Below are 20,368 nucleotides of genomic sequence, written 5' to 3'. Positions count from 1 at the left end.
CACGCGCCGACCTCCGACTCCCCTGTAGTGTGCGGGATCACGCGCCGACCTCCGACTCCCGTGTGCCGTGCGGGTCGATCACCTCGCGGACCAGCCGCAGCTCCCCGACCGTGGGCTCGCGGGTGGCCGGCACCTCCTCCGGGACGGTCAGCTCGAACCCGGTCGCCTCCCTGACCTGCTCCACCGTCACCCCCGGGTGCAGGGACGCCAGCCGCATCGAGCGGTCCGGGGTGGCGAAGTCGAACACGCCGAGGTCGGAGACGACACGCGGGATGCGGTGGTAGCGCGCGCCGGCCGCACGGTCGTAGCCGACCCCGCAGACCATGTCGACCTGCTCGACGAACACCCGGCGCGAGTGCCGCGGGATCCAGTAACTCGTCGCGTGGTTCAGGGTGTTGACCGGCGCACCGCGCACCCCGAGCAACTGTCTCACCGGCCGCTCCCAGTCGCCGATGCAGGAGATGTTCTGGTTGCCGAACCGGTCGATCTGGCTCGCGCCCATCATCACGTGCCGCCGCCCGCCGGTGACCAGCGCCAGGTGCTGCCGGTACGGCAGCCAGCCCTCGGGCGTGCCGTCCGGCCGCACCAGCATCGCCTCGCCGTCGGTCAGCAGCAGGTCGGGCGCGAAGGTGAGCCGGGCCAGCCGCGCGCCCACCGACGGGATCAGGCCCATCGGACTGGCCAGGATCTCGCCCGCGCCCCGCCACGCCTCCGCGCAGGCGACGACGCAGTACTCCGCCCGGGTGATGGCCGTCATGCGCCCTCCCGCACGGCCGCCGCCCGGTAGGCACCCTCGTCCCCGCCCAGGAACCGGGCCGCGAACTCGGGCCAGGGCGTCGTCGCGTACAACCGCTGGAACCCCTCGTCCCGGCCGTAGTCGGGGGCGCAGGAGGTGAAGTGCGCGCCGTGCGGGACCTCGACCACGCCCGCGACCGCGAGCCGCTTGAGCAGCAGCGTCTGCGGAGCCGCCGCCCGAGTCAGCTCCGCGGTGTCCACGATGCGTTCGCAGCTGACGTACGCCGCGTCCGCCGCCTCGCAGAACAGGTCGTCGAAGTACGGGTCCGGGCCCAGGTACTGCCCGTTGCCCAGCCGGTCGGCGCGGTTGACGTGCACCAGCGCCGCGTCCAGACGCAGCGCCGGCATCGCGACGAACGTCTCCCCGTCGTCGTAGGGCGACGTCACCGTCCGCAGACCGGGGTTGACCCGCATCACGTCCGACCCGGCTCCGGCCCGCACCGGCAGGAAGGGCAGCCGGTTCGCCGCCGCGTGCAGCCCCCACATGAACATCGCCTCGTCGACCTCCGTCAGCTCCAGCGCCCCGCCCTCGCGGGCCGCCCGGTAGTGCGGTTCCAGCGGGATCGAGTCGAGCGTGACGAAAGGCGCGACCAGTCTGCGGATCCGGCCCGCGGCGGCCAGCATGCCCACGTCCGGGCCGCCGCAGGAGACGACCGTGAGGTCCCCGACATCGGACCGCAGCAGCGCCCTGACCAGGGCCATCGGCTTGCGGCGCGAACCCCAGCCGCCGATGCCGAGCGTCATGCCGCTCGCCAGCCGCGAGACCACCTCCTCGGCGGTCATCGTCTTGTCGCCCACCTACACCCCCTCCTTCCCGAACGTGTCACGGATCCGGCCCGCCACTCCGCTCACCGCCGCCTCGAAGGTGAAGCCCTGCTCGAAGCGGTAACTGCGCCGCACGTCGACGGGATCGATCCCGTTGATGGCCGCCTTGGCCAGCCGCAGCAGCCGCCCGTCCTTCGCGGCGATCTCCCGAGCCAGCTCCAGCGCCGCGTCGCGCAGCCTCTCGCCCGGGACCACCCGCCACACCGAGCCGTGCGCGTGCAGTTCGGCCGCGCTCACCGTGCGCGAGGTGTAGTACAGCGCGCGCATCAGGTGCCCCGGCACCAGCCGGGACAGATGCGTGGCGGCGCCCAGCGCGCCCCGGTCCAGCTCGGGCAGGCCGAAGACGGCGTCCTCGCTCGCCACGATCGCGTCCGCGTTGCCGACCAGCCCTATGCCCCCGCCGAGACAGAACCCCTGTACCGCCGCCACCACCGGCGTCTCGCACTCGTACACCGCCGCGAAGGCCTCCGCGCAGCCCTGGTTGGCGCCGATCAGCGCCTGGTGCCCCCGCGCCTGTATCTCCTTGATGTCCACCCCCGCGTTGAACCCGCGCCCCTCGGCGGCCAGCACCACACAGCGCACCTCCGGATCCCGGCCGGCCGCGCGCACGGCGTCGGCCAGCCCGAACCAGCCGCGCACCGGCAGCGCGTTCACCGGCGGGAAGTCGACGGTGACGACGGAAATCCCCTTTTCCGGGGACGAGGCGGAGACACTCATGCGCGCATCAGCTACCTTCGCACTCAACGCTTTCCACCAAACGTTTGTTAGGTGTGCTTCGAAGCTAGCAGCCGGCGGATCGTCACGGGAGGCCCTGTGGAAAACATGGACAACCGGCCCGACCCACCTGTGGACAACCGGACCGTGGTGGTCACCGGCGGCACCAGAGGCGTCGGCGCCGGCATCGCCCGGGCGTTCGCCGGGACCGGCGCCCGGGTCGTCGCCTGCGCCCGCAGACCCCCCGACGAGCCGGTCGCCGGCGTCGAGTTCGCCCCGCTCGACCTGCGGGACCCGCCCGCCGTCCGTGCCTTCTTCGCCGCCCTGCCCCGCCTCGACGTGCTGGTCAACAACGCGGGCGGCGCGCCCTACCGACGGCTGGCCGACGCGGACGCCGAGCGGCACGCCCGGGTGATCGAGCTGAACCTGCTCACCCCGCTGACCGCATCCCTCGCCGCGTACGAGCAACTGCGGCGGGCCCACGGCTCCGTCGTGATGATCGGCAGCGTCAGCGGCGGCCGTCCCTCGCCCGGCACCGCCGCCTACGGCGCGGCCAAGGCGGGACTGGAGAACCTGGCCGGATCCATGGCCGTGGAGTGGGCGCCGGAGGTACGGGTCAACACGCTCGTCGTCGGCATGGTCCGCACCGAACTGGCCCACCGCCACTACGGCGGCGACGACGGCATCGCGGCGGTCGCCCGCACCGTCCCGCTCGGCCGGCTGGCCGCACCCGCCGACGTGGGCGCCGCCGCCGTCTTCCTCGCCTCCTCCGCCGCCGCGTACATCACCGGCGCGAGCCTGCTGGTGCACGGGGGCGGCGAGCGGCCCGCGTTCCTGGACGCGGCGACCGTGAACCAGGACGCCACCGTGACCCAGGACACGACCGTGAACGCCACCGTGAACGCCACCGGCAACGCCACCGGGAACGCCACCGTGAACAGGGAGGACTGACATGAGGGTGAGCGGAATCTGCGCGGGCCGGGTCGTCGTCGTCACCGGCGCGGGCCGCGGACTGGGCCGCGCACACGCCCTGGCGTTCGCCGCCGAGGGCGCCCGCGTCGTCGTCAACGACCTGGGCGTCGGACTCGACGGATCACCCGGGCCCGACAGCCCCGCGCGTGCGGTCGCGGAGGAGATCCGGGCGGCGGGCGGAGAGGCGGTGGCGCACGGCGGCGACATCGCGACGACCGAGGGGGCCGCCTCCCTCGTCCGCGCCGCGGTGGAGACGTACGGCCGCCTCGACACCCTCGTCAACAACGCCGGATTCCTGCGCGACCGCATGCTGGTCAACCTCGACGAGGACGACTGGGACGCCGTCCTGCGCGTCCACCTCAAAGGACACTTCCTGCCGCTCCGGCACGCCGCCGCGCACTGGCGCGCCGAGGCGAAGGCCGGCCGCCGGCCGGTGGCCCGGATCGTCAACACCAGCAGCGGCGCGGGCCTGCTCGGTTCGGTCGGGCAGGGCAACTACAGCGCCGCCAAGGCCGGGATCGTCGGCCTCACCCTGGTCGCCGCGGCCGAACTGGGCCGCTACGGCGTGCAGGTCAACGCCATCGCCCCGGCGGCCCGCACCCGGATGACGGAACGCGCCTTCGCCGACGCCATGGCCGCCCCCGGCTCCGGCTTCGACGCCATGGCCCCCGAGAACGTCTCCCCCCTGGTCGTCTGGCTGGGCTCCGCCGCGAGCGCCGGGGTGACCGGCCGCGTCTTCGAGGCCGAGGGCGGCCGGATCACCGTCATGGAGGGCTGGCGGCCCGGACCCACCGCCGACAAGGGGGCACGCTGGGCACCGGCCGAGGCGGGGGAGACGGCCCTGAGACTCCTGGCGGAAGCACCGCAGCCGGGGACGGCGTACGGCGCGTAGCCCCGGCCGGCCGACCGGTCATCAGCCGGTCGGCTTCCCGCCCGCACTCACGTGTCGCACTCCAGCACCGTCCGGCACAGCGAACACCGCGCCCGCACCCGCCCCCGCACCGGCACCCGGATCCGCTGCTGACAGGTCGGGCACGGGAAGGACACCCGCAGCCGCCCGCCGCCGTCGGGGGAGAAGGCGTAGCCCACCCCCGGCTGCGGGCCCGGCGCGTGCCGGCGGTCGCGGGCGTAGCGGCGGCGCCCCGCCCAGCCCGCCCCGGTCAGCGGCGGCTGCTGCTCGTCCCGCCGGGCCTCGGCCATACCCCTGACGTACGCCGTGTAGGCCTGCGGACTGGTGAACCACACCGAGGGATCCTCCTGGAACACCAGCGCCCGCTTGGCCAGCACGTAGCCGAACTCCTCCGGAGTGAGATAGCCCAGCTTCTGCGACGACACCGAGTCCTCCCGGTAGGCGTCCAGCAGCAGCCAGCCGGCGCCCAGATAGGTCGCCGCCGTGTCCGTGAGGATCTCGTTCTCCGCCGTACTGGGGAAGGACAGGTCCAGACGGTGCAGATAGACGTGCGTCACCTCATGGGCCAGCGCCGCGCCGATGTCCTGCCGGTGGGTACGGAAGCGGCCGTTCAGCTCGACGAAGTACTCGGGGCCCGCCGCGAGTTCCACGTTCGCCGCATGCGTCATCTCACGGAAGCTCACGACCAGACGGGCGTCCGGCAACCGGAAGTGCCGCACCATCTCGCGGGCCACCCGCTGCGCCCCCAGATACAGATCGTCGGTGTCGCAGAACGCCACGTCGGCGGGGGCGACACTGCCCGCGAACGTCTGGACGGTGTCATATGACAGACGCCGGTACAGTGCCGTGATCGACGCCCGCACCGTCTCCAGATGCGGGTAACCGTGCTCGACCGGTCCGTCGTTCGCCACGCCCGACCCCCAAGACGCCCTGAACCCGATTCCACTCTACGAGTTCCACCAGGATGCGCGCCGGTCGTCCCCGGCCACACTTCGCACCGGCACCCGGACAGCCGGTCCGTCGAGGTCACGTAGGCTGAGCGCCCATGACCACCAGCAACAACGGCGCCGCCGACGTCGACCCCGCCGTCCGTGAGGAGCTCGCCCGGCTGCGCGACAGCATCGACAACATCGACGCCGCCGTCGTCCACATGCTCGCCGAGCGCTTCAAGTGCACCCAGCAGGTCGGCCACCTCAAGGCCGCGCACCAGCTGCCGCCCGCCGACCCGGCCCGCGAGGCCCGCCAGATCGAGCGCCTGCGCTCCCTCGCCGAGAGCGCCAAACTCGACCCGGCGTTCGCCGAGAAGTTCCTGAACTTCATCATCGCCGAGGTCATCCGCCACCACGAGCGCATCGCCGACGACACCGTGAACGGCACCACCGTCCGTCAGACCGACTGACCCCGCCGGGCGCCGAGCGGGACACGACAGCACGGGCGCCAGGCCCGCCCCGCCCCGCCCCGCCCCGCCCGGACGCCCGCGCACCCCTCCGACGCGACACCCCGCCGCACCCGGCGACCCTCGCGCCTGGCCGCACCGGCGACACCCCGCCGCACCCGGCGACCCTCGCGCCTGGCCGCACCGGCGACACCCCGCCGCACCCGGCGACCCTCGCGCCTGGCCGCACTCGCGACACCCCGCCGCACCCGGCGACCCTCGCGCCCTCGCCGCACCGGCGACACCCCGCCGCACCGGCGACGCCCTGCGAAGACCCGCAGCGTTCCGCACCGCGCCCCGTGAAACGGCACGGCGCAGGACCGGACATAGGGCGCGTACCGATCCGCCCCTGTGCCGTGCCCCCGCGATCAGGCAGCATGTCCTGCATGTCCGTACTGACGCGCGACGAAGCGCAGACCCGTGCCACACTTCTCGACGTCCACCGCTACACGATCGACCTCGATCTGACCACCGGCGACGAGACCTTCGACTCCCGCACCACCATCCGTTTCACGGTGCGCGACGGCCAGGACCCCACGGACACCTTCGTCGAGCTCAAGCCGGCCCGACTGCGCACCGTCACCCTCGACGGGCAGCCCCTCGACCCGGAAACCCTCGACGACAACCGGCTGCCCCTGAAGAACCTCACCCCCGGCGAGCACGAACTGCGCGTCGACGCGGCCATGCGCTACTCCCGCACCGGCGAGGGCATGCACCGCTTCACCGACCCCACCGACGGCGAGACCTACCTCTACACCCAGCTGTTCCTGGACGACGTCCAGCGCGTCTTCGCCGCCTTCGACCAGCCCGACCTCAAAGCCGTCTTCGAGCTGACCGTCAAGGCCCCCGAAGGCTGGACCGTCCTCGCCAACGGCGTCACCGAACACCTCGGCGAGGGCCGCTGGCACGCCGCCCCCACCCCGCTGATCTCCACCTACCTCGTCGCCGTCGCCGCCGGCCCCTGGCACTCCGTGCGCACCGAGCACCGCGGCCTGCCCTTCGGCCTGCACTGCCGCCGCTCCCTCGCCCCCCACCTGGACGCCGACGCCGACGAACTCATCGAGATCACCCGGCAGTGCTTCGACCGCTACCACGAGAAGTTCGAGGAGCCCTACCCCTTCGACTCCTACGACCAGGCGTTCGTCCCCGAGTTCAACGCCGGCGCCATGGAGAACCCCGGCCTGGTCACCTTCCGCGACGAGTTCGTCTACCGCTCCGCCGTCACCGACACCGAGCGGCAGGTCCGCGCCATGGTCATCGCCCACGAGATGGCCCACATGTGGTTCGGCGACCTCGTCACCCTGCGCTGGTGGGACGACATCTGGCTGAACGAGTCCTTCGCCGAGTACATGGGCTACCAGACCCTCACCGAGGCCACCCGCTTCACCGACACCTGGACCGACTTCGGCGTCAACCGCAAGTCCTGGGGCTACGACGCCGACCAGCGCCCCTCCACCCACCCCGTCGCCCCCGAGCACGTCGACGACACCGCCTCCGCCCTCCTCAACTTCGACGGCATCTCCTACGCCAAGGGCGCCTCCGCGCTGCGTCAACTCGTCACCTGGCTCGGCGAGAAGGACTTCCTCACCGGAATCAACACCCACTTCGCCCGCCACAAGTTCGCCAACGCCGCCCTCGCCGACTTCATCGACTCCCTCGCCTCCGCCACCGAACGCGACGTCCACGCCTGGGCCGACGCCTGGCTGCGCACCACCGGCGTCGACACCCTCGCCCCCGTCGTCACCCCCGCCTCCGACGGCACCTGCACCCTCACCGTCCGGCACACCGGCAGCCGCCCCCACCGCATCGCCGCCGGCCTGTACGACATGGACATCGCCGACGAGGGCCGCCACCTCCTCCTGCGCGCCCGCCTCGACCTCGACCTCCCGCACACCGACCCGCAGCCCCTCGGTAAGCGCCCCGCCCTGCTCGTCCTCAACGACAGCGACCTGACCTACGCCAAGATCCGCTTCGACCCGGCATCCTTCGACACCCTGCGCACCTGCCTGTCCGGCCTGCCCGAACCGCTCACCCGCGCCGTCGTCTGGAACGCCCTGCGCGACGCCGTCCGCGACGGCGAACTCCCCGCCCGCGCCTACCTGGACACCGCCCGCACCCACCTCCCGCACGAGACGGACCTCGCCCTCGCCGAAGGCGTCCTCGCCTTCGCCTCCGCCCAGATCGCCGACCGCTACGTCACCCCCGAACAGCGGCCCGCCGCCCTGGCCACCCTCACCGCCCTGTGCCGCGACCTCATCCGCCGCACGGAGGACGGCGACAACCCCGGCCTGCGCCTGATCGCCGTACGCCACTACATCGACATCGCCGCCCAGCCCGACACCATCGCCGCCTGGCTCGCCGAGGGCACCGTGCCCGGCGGCCCCGAACTCGACCCCGACCTGCGCTGGCGCGTCCTCGGCCGGCTCGCCGTCCTCGGCGCCGTCGACGAGGCCGCCATCGCCGCCGAGCTGAAGCGCGACCCCTCCGCCACCGGCCAGGAGGGCGCCGCCCGCTGCCGGGCCGCCCTGCCCGACCCCGACGCCAAACAGCGCGCCTGGGACTCCATGTTCGCCGGCGACGACCTGTCCAACTACCTGTTCACCGCCACCGCCCAGGGCTTCTGGCAGCCCGAACAGGCCGACCTGGTACGCGCGTACATGCCGCGCTACTACGACGACGCGGTCGCCGTGGCCGCCCGCCGCGGCCCCGCCATCGCCGACGCCGCCGGCCGCTGGGCCTTCCCTGCCTACGCCGTCGACGCCGAGAACCTCCGCCTCGGCGAGGAATGCCTGCGCGAAGCCGACCCCGTACCGGCCCTGCGCCGCAGGCTGACCGACGAACTGGACGACCTGGCAAGGGCGCTACGGGTCAGGCAGGCGTAGCCCCCGGCCGGCGAGGCCCCCGCAGGGGCTGCGGTGACGAAGACCCACCGCAGCCCCGCGACAACCCGGCCCTAGAACACCGGCGTGCCGTCCCGCGTCAGCTTCCAGTCCACCGACGCGAAGTCCTTCGGGTCCAGCACACCCTTCGCGGTCACCCACTCCGCGATCCGCGTGCGGATCTCCGTCGACTCCGACCACACCTCCTTCGCCGAAGCGACGTACGGGAACGCGCCACCGCCGTTCGCACGGTAGTTGTTCACCGCCAGCACGAACTGCTGCGCGTCGTCCAGCGCCGCACCGTTGTACGACAGGTTCTTGATCCGCGAACCCGCCGCCTGGGCGATGTCGATGTCGTACTGCAGACCCGACACGTAGTCGTAGTTGTAGTCCGGGCGGCCGTTCGCGTTCGTCAGCTTCTCCACGTCCACCGCCGCACCCGCCGCCGTCTGCACGAAGTACTCCGCCGAGTACTCCAGGTACGCCCGGACCTGCGCACCCGTCATCAGCTTCGCCACCAGCGTGTTGTCGTACACGTACAGACCCGACAGGTCCCGGATCGTCACATCGCCCGCCGGGATCTGGGACGTCCGCGAGAACGGCGACGCCTGCGCGATCACCGGCACCGACGCGTACTCGGTCCCCGCCAGCGCCGCCCTGACCACGTCCTCCTGCACCTTGGTGATCAGATCGATGATCGGCGCGTCCTTGTAACGGGCCTCCACCGTCGTCAGCGTCTCGGTCGCCCTGCCGACCACCTGGTTGACGTACGCGACGACCTTCGCGTGCTCGTCCGTCAGCAGCTTGGTGATCTTCGGGTCGTCGGCGACCGTGTTCGAGTTCCGCAGCGAGGCCGCCACCGACTCGACCTCCCACCTGCCCCTGTTGAACACCAGCTCGACGTCGAACAGGGTCAGCCGCTCCGCGTAGCACAACGGCTCCGACAGCACGACCGTCCTGCCCGTCTTCTCGTTGACGACCTTCAGCTCCGGGATCTCCACGTGCGCGTGCCCGACCAGGATCGCGTCGATGCCCGGCACCTGCTTCGCCACGTTCGCGGCCGCGTTCTCCACATACGGCACCTGGTCACCGTACGACGACGTCCCCGACGTGCCCGAGTGCGCCGACACCACCACCACGTCCGCGCCCATCGACCTCAGCTTCGGCACCCACTTCGCGGCCTGCTCCTCCAGACCCGGGAACTCCAGCTTCCCCTGCACATACGCCTTGTCCCAGATCGCGATGCCCGGGTTCGTCAGCCCCAGCACGGCCACCCGCACCGGCGGCAGACCCGGCACGCGGAACGTCTTCATGAAGTACGGCGGGAACGCCGGCCGCAGCGTCTTCGCGTCCACCGCGTTCGCGCCCAGCAGCGGGAAACGGCACTGCTGCTCGAACTTCCGCAGCGTCTCGATGCCGTAGTTGAACTCGTGGTTGCCCAGCGCCACCGCGTCGTACCCGATCGCGTTCATCGCCTGCGCCATCGGATGCACCGGACCGCCCTCGGCGGTGATCGGGTCGACCTTCGCGTAGTAGTACGTCAGCGGCGTGCCCTGGATCGTGTCGCCCGCGTCCAGCAGCAGCGTGTTGCAGCGGCCCTTCTCCTCGCGCACCTGGTTCACCAGGGTCGAGATACGGGCCAGGCCCATCGCGTTGCCCTTGGCGTCCGCGTACTCCGCGTCCTTGAAGTAGTCCCAGTTGAAGATGTGGCCGTGCAGGTCCGTGGTCCCCATGACGGTCAGGGAGTACCGCTTCGCGGGCCTCGGCGCCTTCGTCGCCTCCGCCGCCTGGGCCGCCGGCGCCGCCGCGGTCCCCGCGAGCGCCACCCCCGCCCCGGTCACGGCCGACTTCTTCAGGAACTTCCGACGGTTCAAAGGCATGTCCGGGTCTCCTCGCGGAACGGATCAACAACGCGCGTAGATTCTGACCCGTCCATGACCGACGGCAACAGGGTCCGCAGGTTTCTATCTGGTGACCGAAGATGCGCCAACCACCGCACACAACCGGCCAACACCTGACACAGTGGGGCGTATGAGCGCCCCCTCCGCCGCCCCCGCCGACGGCCCCCGCCCCGCCGTCCCCTACGGCACCCCCGACGCGCCCCGCCTCGCCGTCCGCGGCGAAGCCCACCTCGAAGTCGACCCCGAGACCGCCGGCATCACCATCACCGTCGCCTCCCGCGGCAAGGACCGCACCACCGCACTCGACGACCTCACCCGCCGCAACACCACCGTCCTCGACCTCCTCAAGAGCTACGGCGACGCCGTCGAACACCTGGAGACCGGCGCTTTCACCATCAGCCCCGAACTCAAGGACAAAGGCCGCGGCGAACGCGTCCACGCCTACCACGGACGCGTCCACGTCACCGCCGAACTCACCGACTTCACCGCCCTCGGCGAACTCACCACCCGACTCGCCGACCTCGACCTCACCCGCGTCGACGGCCCCTGGTGGGCCCTCCGCCCCGACTCACCCGCCCACCGCCGAGCCCGGCAGCAAGCGGTCCACGAAGCGGTCCGACGCGCCCGCGAATACGCCGAAGCACTCGGCACCACCCTCACCGCCCTCGTCGAACTCGCCGACATCGGCGCCGAGAACACCCCGCTCCAGCCCCAGGCACCCGGCCGCATGCGCTCCATGGCCTACGCCGCGGCCGCCGAGGACACCGCCCCCGCACTCGACCTCGAACCCCAGCGGCAACACGTCCACGCCGCCGTCAACGCCCGCTTCACCATGGCGCCGCCCCGCCTCTGAACCGCTCGTCCGAGCACCCCTCTGCACACGTCAACACCCGTCAACAAGCCTTCACCCAAAGGTTGTTGGGCAGACACGCCGTGCCGATTCGCTACCCACGGGTAAGCCCTAGGCTCGGACCATGCGCCGAGCAAAGATCGTCTGCACCCTGGGCCCCGCCACCGACTCGTACGACCGGATCAAGGCACTCGTCGAAGCCGGAATGGACGTCGCCCGCTTCAACCTCAGCCACGGCGACTACGCCGAACACGAGGAGCGCTACCAGCACGTACGCAAGGCCGCCGACGAGACCGGCCGCAGCGTCGGAATCCTCGCCGACCTCCAGGGCCCGAAGATCCGCCTCGGCCGCTTCACCGAAGGCCCCGTCCTCCTCGAACGCGGCGACACCTTCACCATCACCGTCGAAGAAGGCGCCGAAGGCGACCGCCAGACCTGCGGCACCACCTACACCGGCCTCGCCGCCGACGTCACCCCCGGCGAACGCATCCTCGTCGACGACGGCAAGGTCTGCCTCGAAGTCACCTCCGTCGACGGCCCCCGCGTCCACACCCTCGTCGTCGAGGGAGGCATGGTCTCCGACCACAAGGGCCTCAACCTCCCCGGAGTCGCCGTCTCCGTCCCCGCCCTCTCCGACAAGGACGAAGCAGACCTGCGCTGGGCCCTGCGCACCGGATTCGACATCATCGCCCTCTCCTTCGTCCGCAGCGGCCGCGACATCGAGGACGTGCACCGCATCATGGACGAGGAAGGCCGCCGCCTCCCCGTCATCGCCAAGATCGAGAAACCCCAGGCCGTCGACGCCATCGACGACATCGTCGCCGCCTTCGACGGCATCATGGTCGCCCGCGGCGACCTCGGCGTCGAAATGCCCCTCGAACACGTCCCCGTCGTCCAGAAACGCGCCGTCAAAGTCGCCAAGCGGAACGCCAAACCGGTCATCGTCGCCACCCAGATGCTCGACTCGATGATCGACAACTCCCGCCCCACCAGGGCCGAGGCCAGCGACGTCGCCAACGCCGTCATCGACGGAACCGACGCCGTGATGCTCTCCGGCGAGACGAGCGTCGGCAAATACCCGGTCGAGACCGTCCGGACCATGGCGAAGATCGTCGAAGCGGCCGAGGAGGGCATCCTCGCCAGGGGCCTGCCGCCGCTGACCGAACACAACAAGCCCCGCACCCAGGGCGGCGCGGTGGCCCGCGCGGCGGCCGAGACCGGCGACTTCCTCGGCGCGAAGTTCCTCGTCGCCTTCACCCAGTCCGGCGACACCGCCCGCCGCCTCTCCCGCTACCGCTCCCCGATCCCCCTCCTCGCCTTCACCCCCGAGCCGGCCACCCGCTCCCAACTCAGCCTCACCTGGGGCGTGGAGACCTTCCTCGGCCCGCACGTCGACTCCACCGACGCGATGGTCGACCAGGTCGACGAGCTTCTCCTGAAGTACGGCCGCTGCGAACCCGGCGACGTCGTCGTCATCACCGCCGGCTCACCCCCCGGCGTCTCCGGCTCCACCAACATGCTCCGCGTCCGCCGCATCGGCGAGGACGACACCGCGAGGTAGCCGGCGTCAGTACTTGGGGCCCACGTGCGCGTCCATGAGCGCGACGGAGGCTTTCCGGGCGACGGAGATGTTGAAAGGATCGCTGCCCCGGGCAAGGGTGGTCCACTCGACGCCGACCTTGTCCAGGGTCTCCGCGAAGAGCCTGCGGATGTCGTCGGACTTGTTGGTGAAGAAGTAGCGAGGGTACTCGTAGCGCTTGAGCTCACCGCCGACCATGCGGGTCGTCCAGTTCGTGATACGGCACCCGTCCGAGTGGATCAGCCCCCGGATGAACTCCCAGGGGTACTCGTCGACGATCTCCTGCTGCCAGGGTTCCAGGACGATCCGCCGCTCATGCTTCTTGCCGGGGCCGTGCTGGGGGAACAAGCAGTGCAGGTGCTTCGAGTACACCTTGACGTCGCGGCACCCGGCACGGCGGCGGTGCCAGACGGAGTTGTCCGGGAAGACGGAACGCATGGCTTGCTCACACGCGTCGATGAGACCGCCCCACGTCTCGGTGCACGAGATCATCAGAGTGGGCACGCGGTGCCCCGAGTAGTGACTGATGTGGCCGTCGCCGAGGTAAAGACCGAGCAGGTAGCTGTACGCCGCCCGGTCCAGGTCGCGTCCGTCGCAGCGTGGACACTCGGGGCCGTGCCTGCCCGGACACTCGCCTCGCTTTGCCCGGTCCAGGTGCTTCCAGTAGCCGATCGTGCCCAGCGGAACGTTGAGCCTGCGCGCCACTTCCGCGTTCTTCATGCCGTCGCGGAGCATGGTGAGAGCCCTCTGTCGTACCTCTGTGCCATGGAAGTTCATGCGGTCACTATGTGCGACCGGCCGCGACTGTGCGCAGCAAAAAGCGGAGGATCACGCGAACGTGATCCTCCGCTTTCAGGGGTGCCCGGTGTGGGATTCGAACCCACATGCCCAAAGGGCACGGCATTTTGAGTGCCGCGAGTCTCGCCTATTCCTCCAACCGGGCAGGCTGTGGAGCTGTCGGAAAGTGTACCGGTTCACCGCAGCTTCCTGCCTGTAGGTAGGCTGCAAAGGCAGCAAGACGTGCCCGGCCCGCAACGAGGAGCCCCCGTGACCGCCCCCGAGTCGCCCCAGCCCGTAGACGCGCCCGACGACGACAAGTCGCACGTGCCTCCGCTGACGACCCGTGTCGTCATCGCCGAGGACGAGGCACTGATCCGGCTCGACCTCAAGGAGATGCTGGAGGAGGAGGGCTACAGCGTCGTCGGTGAGGCGGGTGACGGCGAGCAGGCGATCGAGCTCGCCCGCGAGCACCAGCCGGACCTGGTGATCCTCGATGTGAAGATGCCGAAGATGGACGGCATCTCGGCGGCCGAGAAGATCGCCGAGGAGCGCATCGCCCCGGTGCTGATGCTCACCGCCTTCTCGCAGCGCGACCTCGTCGAGCGGGCCCGGGACGCGGGCGCGATGGCGTATCTGGTGAAGCCGTTCAGCAAGAGCGACGTGGTGCCGGCGATCGAGATGGCCGTCTCCCGCTTCACCGAGCTGAAGGAGCTGGAGAAGGAGGTCGCCGACCTCTCCCAGCGGCTGGAGACGCGGAAGCTGGTGGACCGGGCGAAGTCGGTCCTGCAGACGGAGTACGGGCTGACGGAGCCGGCCGCGTTCCGGTGGATCCAGAAGACGTCGATGGACCGCCGGATGTCGATGCAGCAGGTGGCGGAGGCGGTCATCCAGGACGCCGAGGAGAAGAAGGCCGCCAAGGGCTGAGCCCGGGCAGGCCGGTGAGCCGGTGAGCCCGGTGAGCCGGTGAGACGACGCGAGGCCCGCGTCCCTGTCTGACAGGGACGCGGGCCTCGCGTCGTGCGGCCGTCGTGCGGGTCAGTCCTCGCCGAGGTAGGCCTTGCGGACGGATTCGTCGTGCAGGAGGTCCTGTCCGGTGCCGGACAGGACGATGTTGCCGACCTCCATGACGTGGCCCTGGTCGGCGAGCGACAGGGCGGCCTGGGCGTTCTGCTCGACGAGCAGGATGGTGGTGCCCTGGGACTTCAGTTCGACGATGGTCGACATGATCTTCTGCATCATGATCGGCGAGAGGCCCATGGAGGGTTCGTCGAGCATGAGCAGTTTCGGCTGGGACATCAGGGCCCTGCCCATGGCGAGCATCTGCTGTTCGCCGCCGGAGAGGGTGCCCGCGGCCTGCTTGCGGCGTTCCCCGAGGATGGGGAAGAGGTCGTAGGCGCGCTGTATGTCCTTGTCGATGCCTTCCTTGTCCTTGCGGAGGAAGGCGCCGAGCTGGAGGTTCTCCTCGATGGACAGGCGGGGGAAGATGTGCCGGCCTTCGGGGGAGTGGGCGAGTCCGAGGGCGACGATCTTGTGGGCGGGTACGCCGTTCAGGGGCTGGCCGTCGAAGATGATCTTTCCGGAGCTGGGCTTGAGGAGTCCGGAGAGGGTGCGCAGGGTGGTGGTCTTGCCGGCGCCGTTGGTGCCGATGAGGGTGACCACCTGGCCGGCTTCGACGGTGAAGGAGATGCCCTTGACGGCTTCGATCTTGCCGTAGGCGACCCGGAGGTCCTCGACCTCGAGAAGTGCGGTCACTGGGCTTCTCCCTTGGTGGTGCCGGCGGTGCTGTCCTCTGCCGGCTCGCCCTCGAAGGGTTCGCCGAGGTAGGCGGCGACGACGCGTTCGTCGGCCTGGACGACCTCGGAGGTGCCCTCGACGAGCTTCTCGCCCTGGACGAGGACGGCGACGCGGTCGCAGAGGTTGAAGATGAAGCGCATGTCGTGCTCGATGACGAGGACGGCGATGCCCATGTCGCGGATGGCGAAGACGAGTTCTTCGGTGGCCCGGGTCTCCTGCGGGTTCATGCCGGCCGTCGGCTCGTCCAGGAGCAGCAGTCCGGGTTCGCTCGCCAGGGCTCGTGCGATCTCCAGCTTGCGCTGCTCGCCGTAGGGGAGGTTGCGGGCGAGGTGGTCGCGCTTGTGGGCGAGGCCGATGAACTCCAGGAGTTCCATGGCGCGTTCCTCGCTCGCCTTTTCGGCCTTCTTGAAGCCGGGGCCGCGCAGCAGGGCGGACCAGAGGCCTTCCTTGGTGCGGGTGTGGCGGCCGACGAGGACGTTCTCGAGGACGGTCATGTTGGCGAACAGGCGGATGTTCTGGAAGGTGCGGGCGATGCCGGCCTTGGTCACCAGGTGGGGCTTGGGCGGCAGGACGGTGCCCTTGTAGGAGACGGTGCCCTCGGTGGGGACGTACAGGCCGGTGAGGCAGTTGAAGAACGTTGTCTTTCCGGCGCCGTTGGGGCCGATGAGGCCGACGATCTCGCCGCTGTTGACCGTGAAGTCGACGGAGCGGACGGCGGTGAGGCCGCCGAAGCGCATGGTGACGTCGCGGGCTTCGAGTACAGGTGTCGTCATGGTTCTTTACGCCCCTGCCTTGGTGACGGCCGGTTCGTCGGTCAGCGTCTCGGTCTCTGGTACGTCGAGTTGGCCGGTCTCGTGGAATTCGAGCTGGCGGCGCCGGTTGGCGATGATGCCTTCGGGGCGGAAGCGCATCAGGAGGATGAGCGCGATGCCGAAGGCGAGGAGCGACTTGTCCTGGAGGAAGTCGAGCTTCTCGGGGAGCAGGTAGAGCAGGGCGGCGCCGAGCAGCGGGCCGGCGACGGTGCCCATGCCGCCGAGGACGACGGCGGCGAGGAGGAACGCCGAGTTGGGCGGGGTGGAGCCGGCGAACTGGTAGGGGTTGGGGACCACGCTGTAGGTGACGTGGGCGCTGACGGTGCCGGCGAGGCCGGCGAGGGAGGCGCCGAGGGCGAAGGCGATGAGTTTGACGCGGAAGCCGTTGATGCCCATGGCGGTGGCGGCGGTCTCGTCCTCGCGGATGGCGATCCAGGAGCGGCCGATGCGGGAGTCGGCGGCGCGGGTGTAGACCAGGACCACGATGGCCATGATCAGGACCATGAGGAGGTAGTAGTTGGCGAAGCGGCCGAGGGTGATCCCGCCGATGTCGTGGGCCTCTCCGAACTTGAAGCCGAAGAGGTTCAGGTCGGGGATGGCGGGGATGCCGTTGGGGCCGTTGGTGAGGTCGGGTCCGGAGTCGCCGTCCATGTTGTTGACGGCGATGCGGAAGATCTCTCCGAAGCCGAGGGTGACGATGGCGAGGTAGTCGCCGCGCAGTCGCAGGGTGGGGGCGCCGATGAGGACGCCGAAGACCAGGGATGCGGCGGCGCCGGTGAGGGCGGCGGCCCAGAAGGGGAACTGGACGCCGGAGAACTTGGAGAACTCGGAGCCGGAGACGAGGGCGGCGGTGTAGGCGCCGACGCCGAGGAAGGCGACGTATCCGAGGTCGAGGAGGCCGGCGAGGCCGACGACGATGTTCAGGCCGAGGGCGACGGTGCCGAAGATGAGGATGTTGACGCCGATGTTGGCGTAGTGGTCGTCGCTCTGGGTGAAGGGGAAGGCGATGGCCGCGAGGAAGCCCATGGCGAGCGTGAAGCTGCGGTTGGCGGCGACCATGTGGGAGAACCGGTCGAGGAGGCCGGCGGTGTGCAGAGCCCAGACGGTGAAGACGACGACGATGAGGTAGCCGATGAACAGCTCGCCGTATTCGGTGTCGATGCCGTAGGTGAAGACGCCGAGGCCGATGGCGGTGACGGCGGTGATGACGGCGCGCTGTATCCAGCCGCTGACGGGCTGGGGGGCGTGGATCCTGTCGGGTTTGGCGGTGTAGGCCTTGAAGGTCTCCTTGCCGCTGTCGTGCTTGTGCTCGGGCAGCGCGAGGGCGCCGAGGAGGGGCAGCAGGGAGGCTGCGGCGGCGACCCAGCCGCCGGGTTCGAGGTTGGCGAGGCCGCCGAGTTCGGCGCTGATGGAGATGACCGTGTACCAGGTGACGCCGAAGGCGCCGACGGCGAGGAGCACGAGCGGGGCGTTGTTGCGGGCCGGGACGAGCCAGCGCAGTCCGCGGACGCCGTACACGGCGAGGGAGAAGAGGGCGACGAGGACGCCGGCGGTGAGGGTCAGCCACTGCAGGCCGCCGGGGTAGCCGGTGACGGTGAGGTCGCCGGGGAAGTCGGAGGTCCAGGTCCAGGCCAGGAAGGTGGACGCGGCGGTGGCGATGCCGCCGGCGAGCAGCAGCGCGCGGGCTGCCGCGAGGGGCAGCGGGAGGAGTCCGCGGGGTTCGGGTGCGGGTACCGCGTCCGCGGGCGGGGTGGCGGGGGTCTTGGTCGTCTCGGTCATGTGATCACGCCCTGTCCGCGACGCGCTCGCCGAGCAGGCCCTGTGGCCTGAAGAGGAGCACGAGGATGAGGAGAACGAAGGCCCAGACGTTGGCCCAGCTCTGGCCGCCGAGCTGCTGCATGCCGGGGATGTCGTTGATGTAGGCGGAGGCGAGGGTTTCGGCGATGCCGAGGACGACGCCGCCGAGCATGGCGCCGTAGATGTTGCCGATGCCGCCGAGGACGGCGGCGGTGAAGGCCTTCAGGCCCATCAGGAAGCCCATGCGGTAGTCGATGCTGCCGTACTTGAGGCCGAAGGAGAGGGCGGCGACGGCGGCGAAGAATCCGCCGATCGCGAAGGCGATCACGATGATGCGGTTGGTGTCGATGCCCATGAGCTGTGCGGTGTCGGGGTCCTGGGCGGTGGCCTGCATGGCGCGGCCGGTGCGGCTCTTGCGGACGAACCAGGCGAGGGCGGACATGCAGATGACGGCGGCGACGATGAGGAAGATGTCGGCGTCCTTGATGGTGATGGAGCCGATGTCGTGGGTGGCGTCGAGGCCGGGGAAGGAGCGGGCCTTGTCGGCGTCGGGGTAGAAGTTGCGGACGACCTCCTGCAGCGCGAGGGAGAGGCCGATGGCGGTGATGAGCGGTGCCAGGCGTGGTGCTCCGCGCAGTGGCCGGTAGGCGAACCGTTCCGCTCCGACCGCGATGAGGACGGCGACGATGGCGCCGCCGATCAGCATCAGGGGGATGGCGGCGGCCATGGGGGTGCCGTCGGGCAGGATGTAGAGGTAGACCGTGAGGGCGCCGAAGGCCCCGGTCATGAAGATCTCGCCGTGCGCGAAGTTGATGAGCTGGACGATGCCGTACACCATCGTGTAGCCGATGGCGATCAGCCCGTACATCGAGCCGAGGAGCAGCCCGTTGGCCAGCTGCTGCGGCAGGGTGTTCACCGCGTGGCCTCCATGTCGCTGGTGGTCTTGTGCACAGATTCAGTTGCTGTGTGCACTGGTCGTGTGCCGGGGTGGGGGTGTGGAAACGGGCCGCGCGGTCGGGGTCCTCCTTCCGCGCGGCCCGTGATGCGGTCTTGCCGGGAGTGGGGTCAGCCGAGGTTCGCGGTGCCCGAGTGCACCGCCTTCCACTCGCCGTTCTCGACCTGGTAGACCGTGAGCTGCTTGTTGCCGGTGTCGCCGTACTCGTCGAAGGAGACCTTGCCGGTGATGCCCTGGAAGTCCGACTTCTGGACCTCCTCGACGACCTTGGAGCGCAGGTCGTTGATGTCGCTGGGCAGCTTGCCGCCGTTGGCGTCCTTGACGGCCTTCACGGCCTTGATGATGGCGGTGGCGGCGTCGTAGGAGTAGCCGCCGTAGGCGCCGTAGTCGCCCTTGTAACCCTTGGCCTTGTAGGTCTCGACGAACTGCTTGGCGGCGGGCAGGGTGTCGACGGGGACGCCGACGGAGGTGACGAGGTCGCCCGCGGCTGCCTTGCCGGCGACGTCGATGTAGGTGGTGGCGAACATGCCGTCGCCGCCGAACAGCGGGATCTTGACGCCGGCGTCCTTGAGCTGCTTGGTGATCAGCGCGGACTCGTCGTACTGGCCGCCGTAGTAGAGCAGGTCGGCGCCGGAGTTCTTGATCTTGGTGACGAGGGAGCCGAAGTCCTTGTCGCCGGTGTTGACGTGGTCGGTCTGGACGACCTTGCCGCCGAGCTTCTTGAACTGCTCGCCGAAGATCTTGGCCAGGCCGGCGCCGTAGGTCTGCTTGTCGTCGACGACGAACGCCTTCTTCTTCTTGAGGTTGTTGGCGGCGTAGTCGGCGGCGAAGCTGCCCTGCAGTTCGTCGGTGGTGGCGGTGCGGAAGTACGTCTTGTACGGCCGCTTCTTGTCCGTCTGCCAGTTCTTGCCCTGGGTCAGCTCGGGGTTGGTGTTCGAGGGGGAGATCTCGACCATGTCGGCGGAGGCGAACACCTGCTGCATCGACTGGGCGACGCCGGAGTTCAGGGGTCCGACGGTGCCGACGACGGTCTTGTCGCCGACGAGCTTGGTGGCGTTCTGCTGGCCGTTGGCGGGCTGGGCCTTGTCGTCCAGCGCCTCGACCTTGAACTTCACGCCGGGGACCCAGTTGTTCTTGTTGGCGTCGTCGACGGCGACCTGGACGCCGTACTGGATGCCCAGGCCGGTGGTGGAGTTCTCGCCGGAGAGGGGGGCGTCGACGCCGATCGTGAAGGTGGTGGAGGACCCGCTGTTGTTCTTGTCACCGCTGTCGTCTCGGGAGCCGCAGGCGGTGAGTGTCAGAGCTCCGGTCGCAAGAACGGAGGTAAGTATCACCAAGGAACGCTGTCGCACAATCAGTCCTTTCCGCAG

18 protein-coding genes and 1 tRNA gene are annotated in these 20,368 nt (G+C 70.2%); 7 read left to right on the top strand and 12 right to left on the bottom strand.

Annotated features, from left to right (window positions below; genetic code table 11):
* Nucleotides 1-37: 37 nt before the first annotated feature.
* The 3 genes from AB0G63_RS05685 to AB0G63_RS05675 are packed head-to-tail and all read right to left on the bottom strand — an operon-like array spanning nt 38 to nt 2,337.
* A complete protein-coding gene (locus tag AB0G63_RS05685; RefSeq protein ID WP_360744753.1) occupies nt 38-757 on the bottom strand; it encodes a CoA-transferase in 720 nt (239 codons plus the stop codon).
* Nucleotides 754-1,593 carry a CoA-transferase gene (locus tag AB0G63_RS05680; protein WP_360744750.1) on the bottom strand — a complete coding sequence of 280 codons (840 nt, stop codon included), beginning with the start codon at nt 1,591-1,593 and terminating at the stop codon, nt 754-756. The genes AB0G63_RS05685 and AB0G63_RS05680 overlap by 4 nt, the downstream gene beginning before the upstream one ends.
* Nucleotides 1,594-2,337: an enoyl-CoA hydratase family protein gene (locus AB0G63_RS05675; protein WP_360744747.1), complete on the bottom strand. Its 744-nt coding sequence runs from the start codon at nt 2,335-2,337 to the stop codon at nt 1,594-1,596.
* A gap of 105 nt (nt 2,338-2,442) precedes the next feature.
* On the opposite strand from AB0G63_RS05675, the gene AB0G63_RS05670 reads away from it, so the two are divergent.
* Nucleotides 2,443-3,285 (top strand): SDR family oxidoreductase, encoded by an 843-nt coding sequence (locus tag AB0G63_RS05670; protein WP_360745134.1) that lies wholly within the window; start codon nt 2,443-2,445, stop codon nt 3,283-3,285.
* A gap of 1 nt (nt 3,286) precedes the next feature.
* Nucleotides 3,287-4,198, top strand: a complete 912-nt coding sequence (locus tag AB0G63_RS05665; protein ID WP_360744744.1) for an SDR family oxidoreductase — start codon at nt 3,287-3,289, stop codon at nt 4,196-4,198.
* Nucleotides 4,199-4,245: 47 nt separating this feature from the next.
* On the opposite strand, the gene AB0G63_RS05660 is transcribed toward AB0G63_RS05665, so the two are convergent.
* Nucleotides 4,246-5,127: a hypothetical protein gene (locus AB0G63_RS05660; RefSeq protein WP_360744741.1), complete on the bottom strand. Its 882-nt coding sequence runs from the start codon at nt 5,125-5,127 to the stop codon at nt 4,246-4,248.
* A gap of 134 nt (nt 5,128-5,261) precedes the next feature.
* Here AB0G63_RS05660 and AB0G63_RS05655 point away from each other — a divergent pair, with 134 nt between their 5' ends.
* Nucleotides 5,262-5,615: a chorismate mutase gene (locus AB0G63_RS05655; RefSeq protein ID WP_360744738.1), complete on the top strand. Its 354-nt coding sequence runs from the start codon at nt 5,262-5,264 to the stop codon at nt 5,613-5,615.
* A 422-nt stretch (nt 5,616-6,037) separates the two neighbouring features.
* Nucleotides 6,038-8,533 (top strand): aminopeptidase N, encoded by a 2,496-nt coding sequence (gene pepN / locus AB0G63_RS05650; protein ID WP_360744736.1) that lies wholly within the window; start codon nt 6,038-6,040, stop codon nt 8,531-8,533.
* A gap of 71 nt (nt 8,534-8,604) precedes the next feature.
* Here pepN and AB0G63_RS05645 read toward each other — a convergent pair whose 3' ends face one another.
* Complete coding sequence (locus AB0G63_RS05645; protein ID WP_360744733.1) at nt 8,605-10,410, bottom strand: 5'-nucleotidase C-terminal domain-containing protein; 1,806 nt, start codon at nt 10,408-10,410, stop codon at nt 8,605-8,607.
* A gap of 151 nt (nt 10,411-10,561) precedes the next feature.
* Between AB0G63_RS05645 and AB0G63_RS05640 the strand changes: the two genes are divergently transcribed.
* A complete protein-coding gene (locus AB0G63_RS05640; protein ID WP_360744730.1) occupies nt 10,562-11,284 on the top strand; it encodes an SIMPL domain-containing protein in 723 nt (240 codons plus the stop codon).
* A gap of 121 nt (nt 11,285-11,405) precedes the next feature.
* Nucleotides 11,406-12,842 (top strand): pyruvate kinase, encoded by a 1,437-nt coding sequence (gene pyk / locus AB0G63_RS05635; protein ID WP_360744727.1) that lies wholly within the window; start codon nt 11,406-11,408, stop codon nt 12,840-12,842.
* 6 nt (nt 12,843-12,848) lie between these two features.
* Here pyk and AB0G63_RS05630 read toward each other — a convergent pair whose 3' ends face one another.
* Together AB0G63_RS05630 and AB0G63_RS05625 are read right to left on the bottom strand one after the other, a co-directional pair.
* The gene (locus AB0G63_RS05630; RefSeq protein WP_360744724.1) at nt 12,849-13,637 is read right to left on the bottom strand and encodes a helix-turn-helix domain-containing protein; all 789 of its coding nucleotides are present in this window, start codon (nt 13,635-13,637) and stop codon (nt 12,849-12,851) included.
* An 82-nt stretch (nt 13,638-13,719) separates the two neighbouring features.
* Nucleotides 13,720-13,803, bottom strand: a tRNA-Leu gene (locus AB0G63_RS05625).
* Between the two features lie 104 nt (nt 13,804-13,907).
* Here AB0G63_RS05625 and AB0G63_RS05620 point away from each other — a divergent pair.
* A complete protein-coding gene (locus tag AB0G63_RS05620) occupies nt 13,908-14,564 on the top strand; it encodes a response regulator (RefSeq protein WP_360744721.1) in 657 nt (218 codons plus the stop codon).
* A gap of 111 nt (nt 14,565-14,675) precedes the next feature.
* Here AB0G63_RS05620 and AB0G63_RS05615 read toward each other — a convergent pair whose 3' ends face one another.
* From AB0G63_RS05615 to AB0G63_RS05595, 5 genes are all read right to left on the bottom strand, one after another.
* Nucleotides 14,676-15,392 carry an ABC transporter ATP-binding protein gene (locus tag AB0G63_RS05615; RefSeq protein ID WP_360744718.1) on the bottom strand — a complete coding sequence of 239 codons (717 nt, stop codon included), beginning with the start codon at nt 15,390-15,392 and terminating at the stop codon, nt 14,676-14,678.
* Nucleotides 15,389-16,207: an ABC transporter ATP-binding protein gene (locus AB0G63_RS05610; protein ID WP_360744715.1), complete on the bottom strand. Its 819-nt coding sequence runs from the start codon at nt 16,205-16,207 to the stop codon at nt 15,389-15,391. The genes AB0G63_RS05615 and AB0G63_RS05610 overlap by 4 nt, the downstream gene beginning before the upstream one ends.
* 6 nt (nt 16,208-16,213) lie before the next feature.
* Nucleotides 16,214-18,025, bottom strand: a complete 1,812-nt coding sequence (locus tag AB0G63_RS05605) for a branched-chain amino acid ABC transporter permease (protein WP_360744712.1) — start codon at nt 18,023-18,025, stop codon at nt 16,214-16,216.
* 4 nt (nt 18,026-18,029) lie between these two features.
* On the bottom strand, nt 18,030-18,959 hold the full coding sequence (locus AB0G63_RS05600) for a branched-chain amino acid ABC transporter permease (RefSeq protein WP_351885393.1): 930 nt from the start codon (nt 18,957-18,959) through the stop codon (nt 18,030-18,032).
* A 149-nt stretch (nt 18,960-19,108) separates the two neighbouring features.
* The gene (locus tag AB0G63_RS05595; protein WP_360745131.1) at nt 19,109-20,335 is read right to left on the bottom strand and encodes a branched-chain amino acid ABC transporter substrate-binding protein; all 1,227 of its coding nucleotides are present in this window, start codon (nt 20,333-20,335) and stop codon (nt 19,109-19,111) included.
* Between the last annotated feature and the right edge of the window lie 33 nt (nt 20,336-20,368).

The sequence above is a fragment of the Streptomyces sp. NPDC020996 genome, from assembly GCF_040641355.1.
Taxonomy (GTDB): Bacteria; Actinomycetota; Actinomycetes; order Streptomycetales; family Streptomycetaceae; genus Streptomyces.
The sequence above is the reverse complement of the archived record's forward strand: the minus strand, read 5'-3'. Positions and strand labels throughout refer to the sequence as shown.

Coding starts and splice junctions, on each gene's coding strand:
- AB0G63_RS05675 (WP_360744747.1), bottom strand. CDS start 2,337: ATGAGTGTCTCCGCCTCGTCCCCGGAAAAGGGGATTTCCGTCGTCACC.
- AB0G63_RS05645 (WP_360744733.1), bottom strand. CDS start 10,410: ATGCCTTTGAACCGTCGGAAGTTCCTGAAGAAGTCGGCCGTGACCGGG.
- AB0G63_RS05670 (WP_360745134.1), top strand. CDS start 2,443: ATGGACAACCGGCCCGACCCACCTGTGGACAACCGGACCGTGGTGGTC.
- AB0G63_RS05630 (WP_360744724.1), bottom strand. CDS start 13,637: ATGAACTTCCATGGCACAGAGGTACGACAGAGGGCTCTCACCATGCTC.
- AB0G63_RS05610 (WP_360744715.1), bottom strand. CDS start 16,207: ATGACGACACCTGTACTCGAAGCCCGCGACGTCACCATGCGCTTCGGC.
- AB0G63_RS05605 (WP_360744712.1), bottom strand. CDS start 18,025: ATGACCGAGACGACCAAGACCCCCGCCACCCCGCCCGCGGACGCGGTA.
- AB0G63_RS05685 (WP_360744753.1), bottom strand. CDS start 757: ATGACGGCCATCACCCGGGCGGAGTACTGCGTCGTCGCCTGCGCGGAG.
- AB0G63_RS05640 (WP_360744730.1), top strand. CDS start 10,562: ATGAGCGCCCCCTCCGCCGCCCCCGCCGACGGCCCCCGCCCCGCCGTC.
- pyk (WP_360744727.1), top strand. CDS start 11,406: ATGCGCCGAGCAAAGATCGTCTGCACCCTGGGCCCCGCCACCGACTCG.
- pepN (WP_360744736.1), top strand. CDS start 6,038: ATGTCCGTACTGACGCGCGACGAAGCGCAGACCCGTGCCACACTTCTC.
- AB0G63_RS05655 (WP_360744738.1), top strand. CDS start 5,262: ATGACCACCAGCAACAACGGCGCCGCCGACGTCGACCCCGCCGTCCGT.
- AB0G63_RS05665 (WP_360744744.1), top strand. CDS start 3,287: ATGAGGGTGAGCGGAATCTGCGCGGGCCGGGTCGTCGTCGTCACCGGC.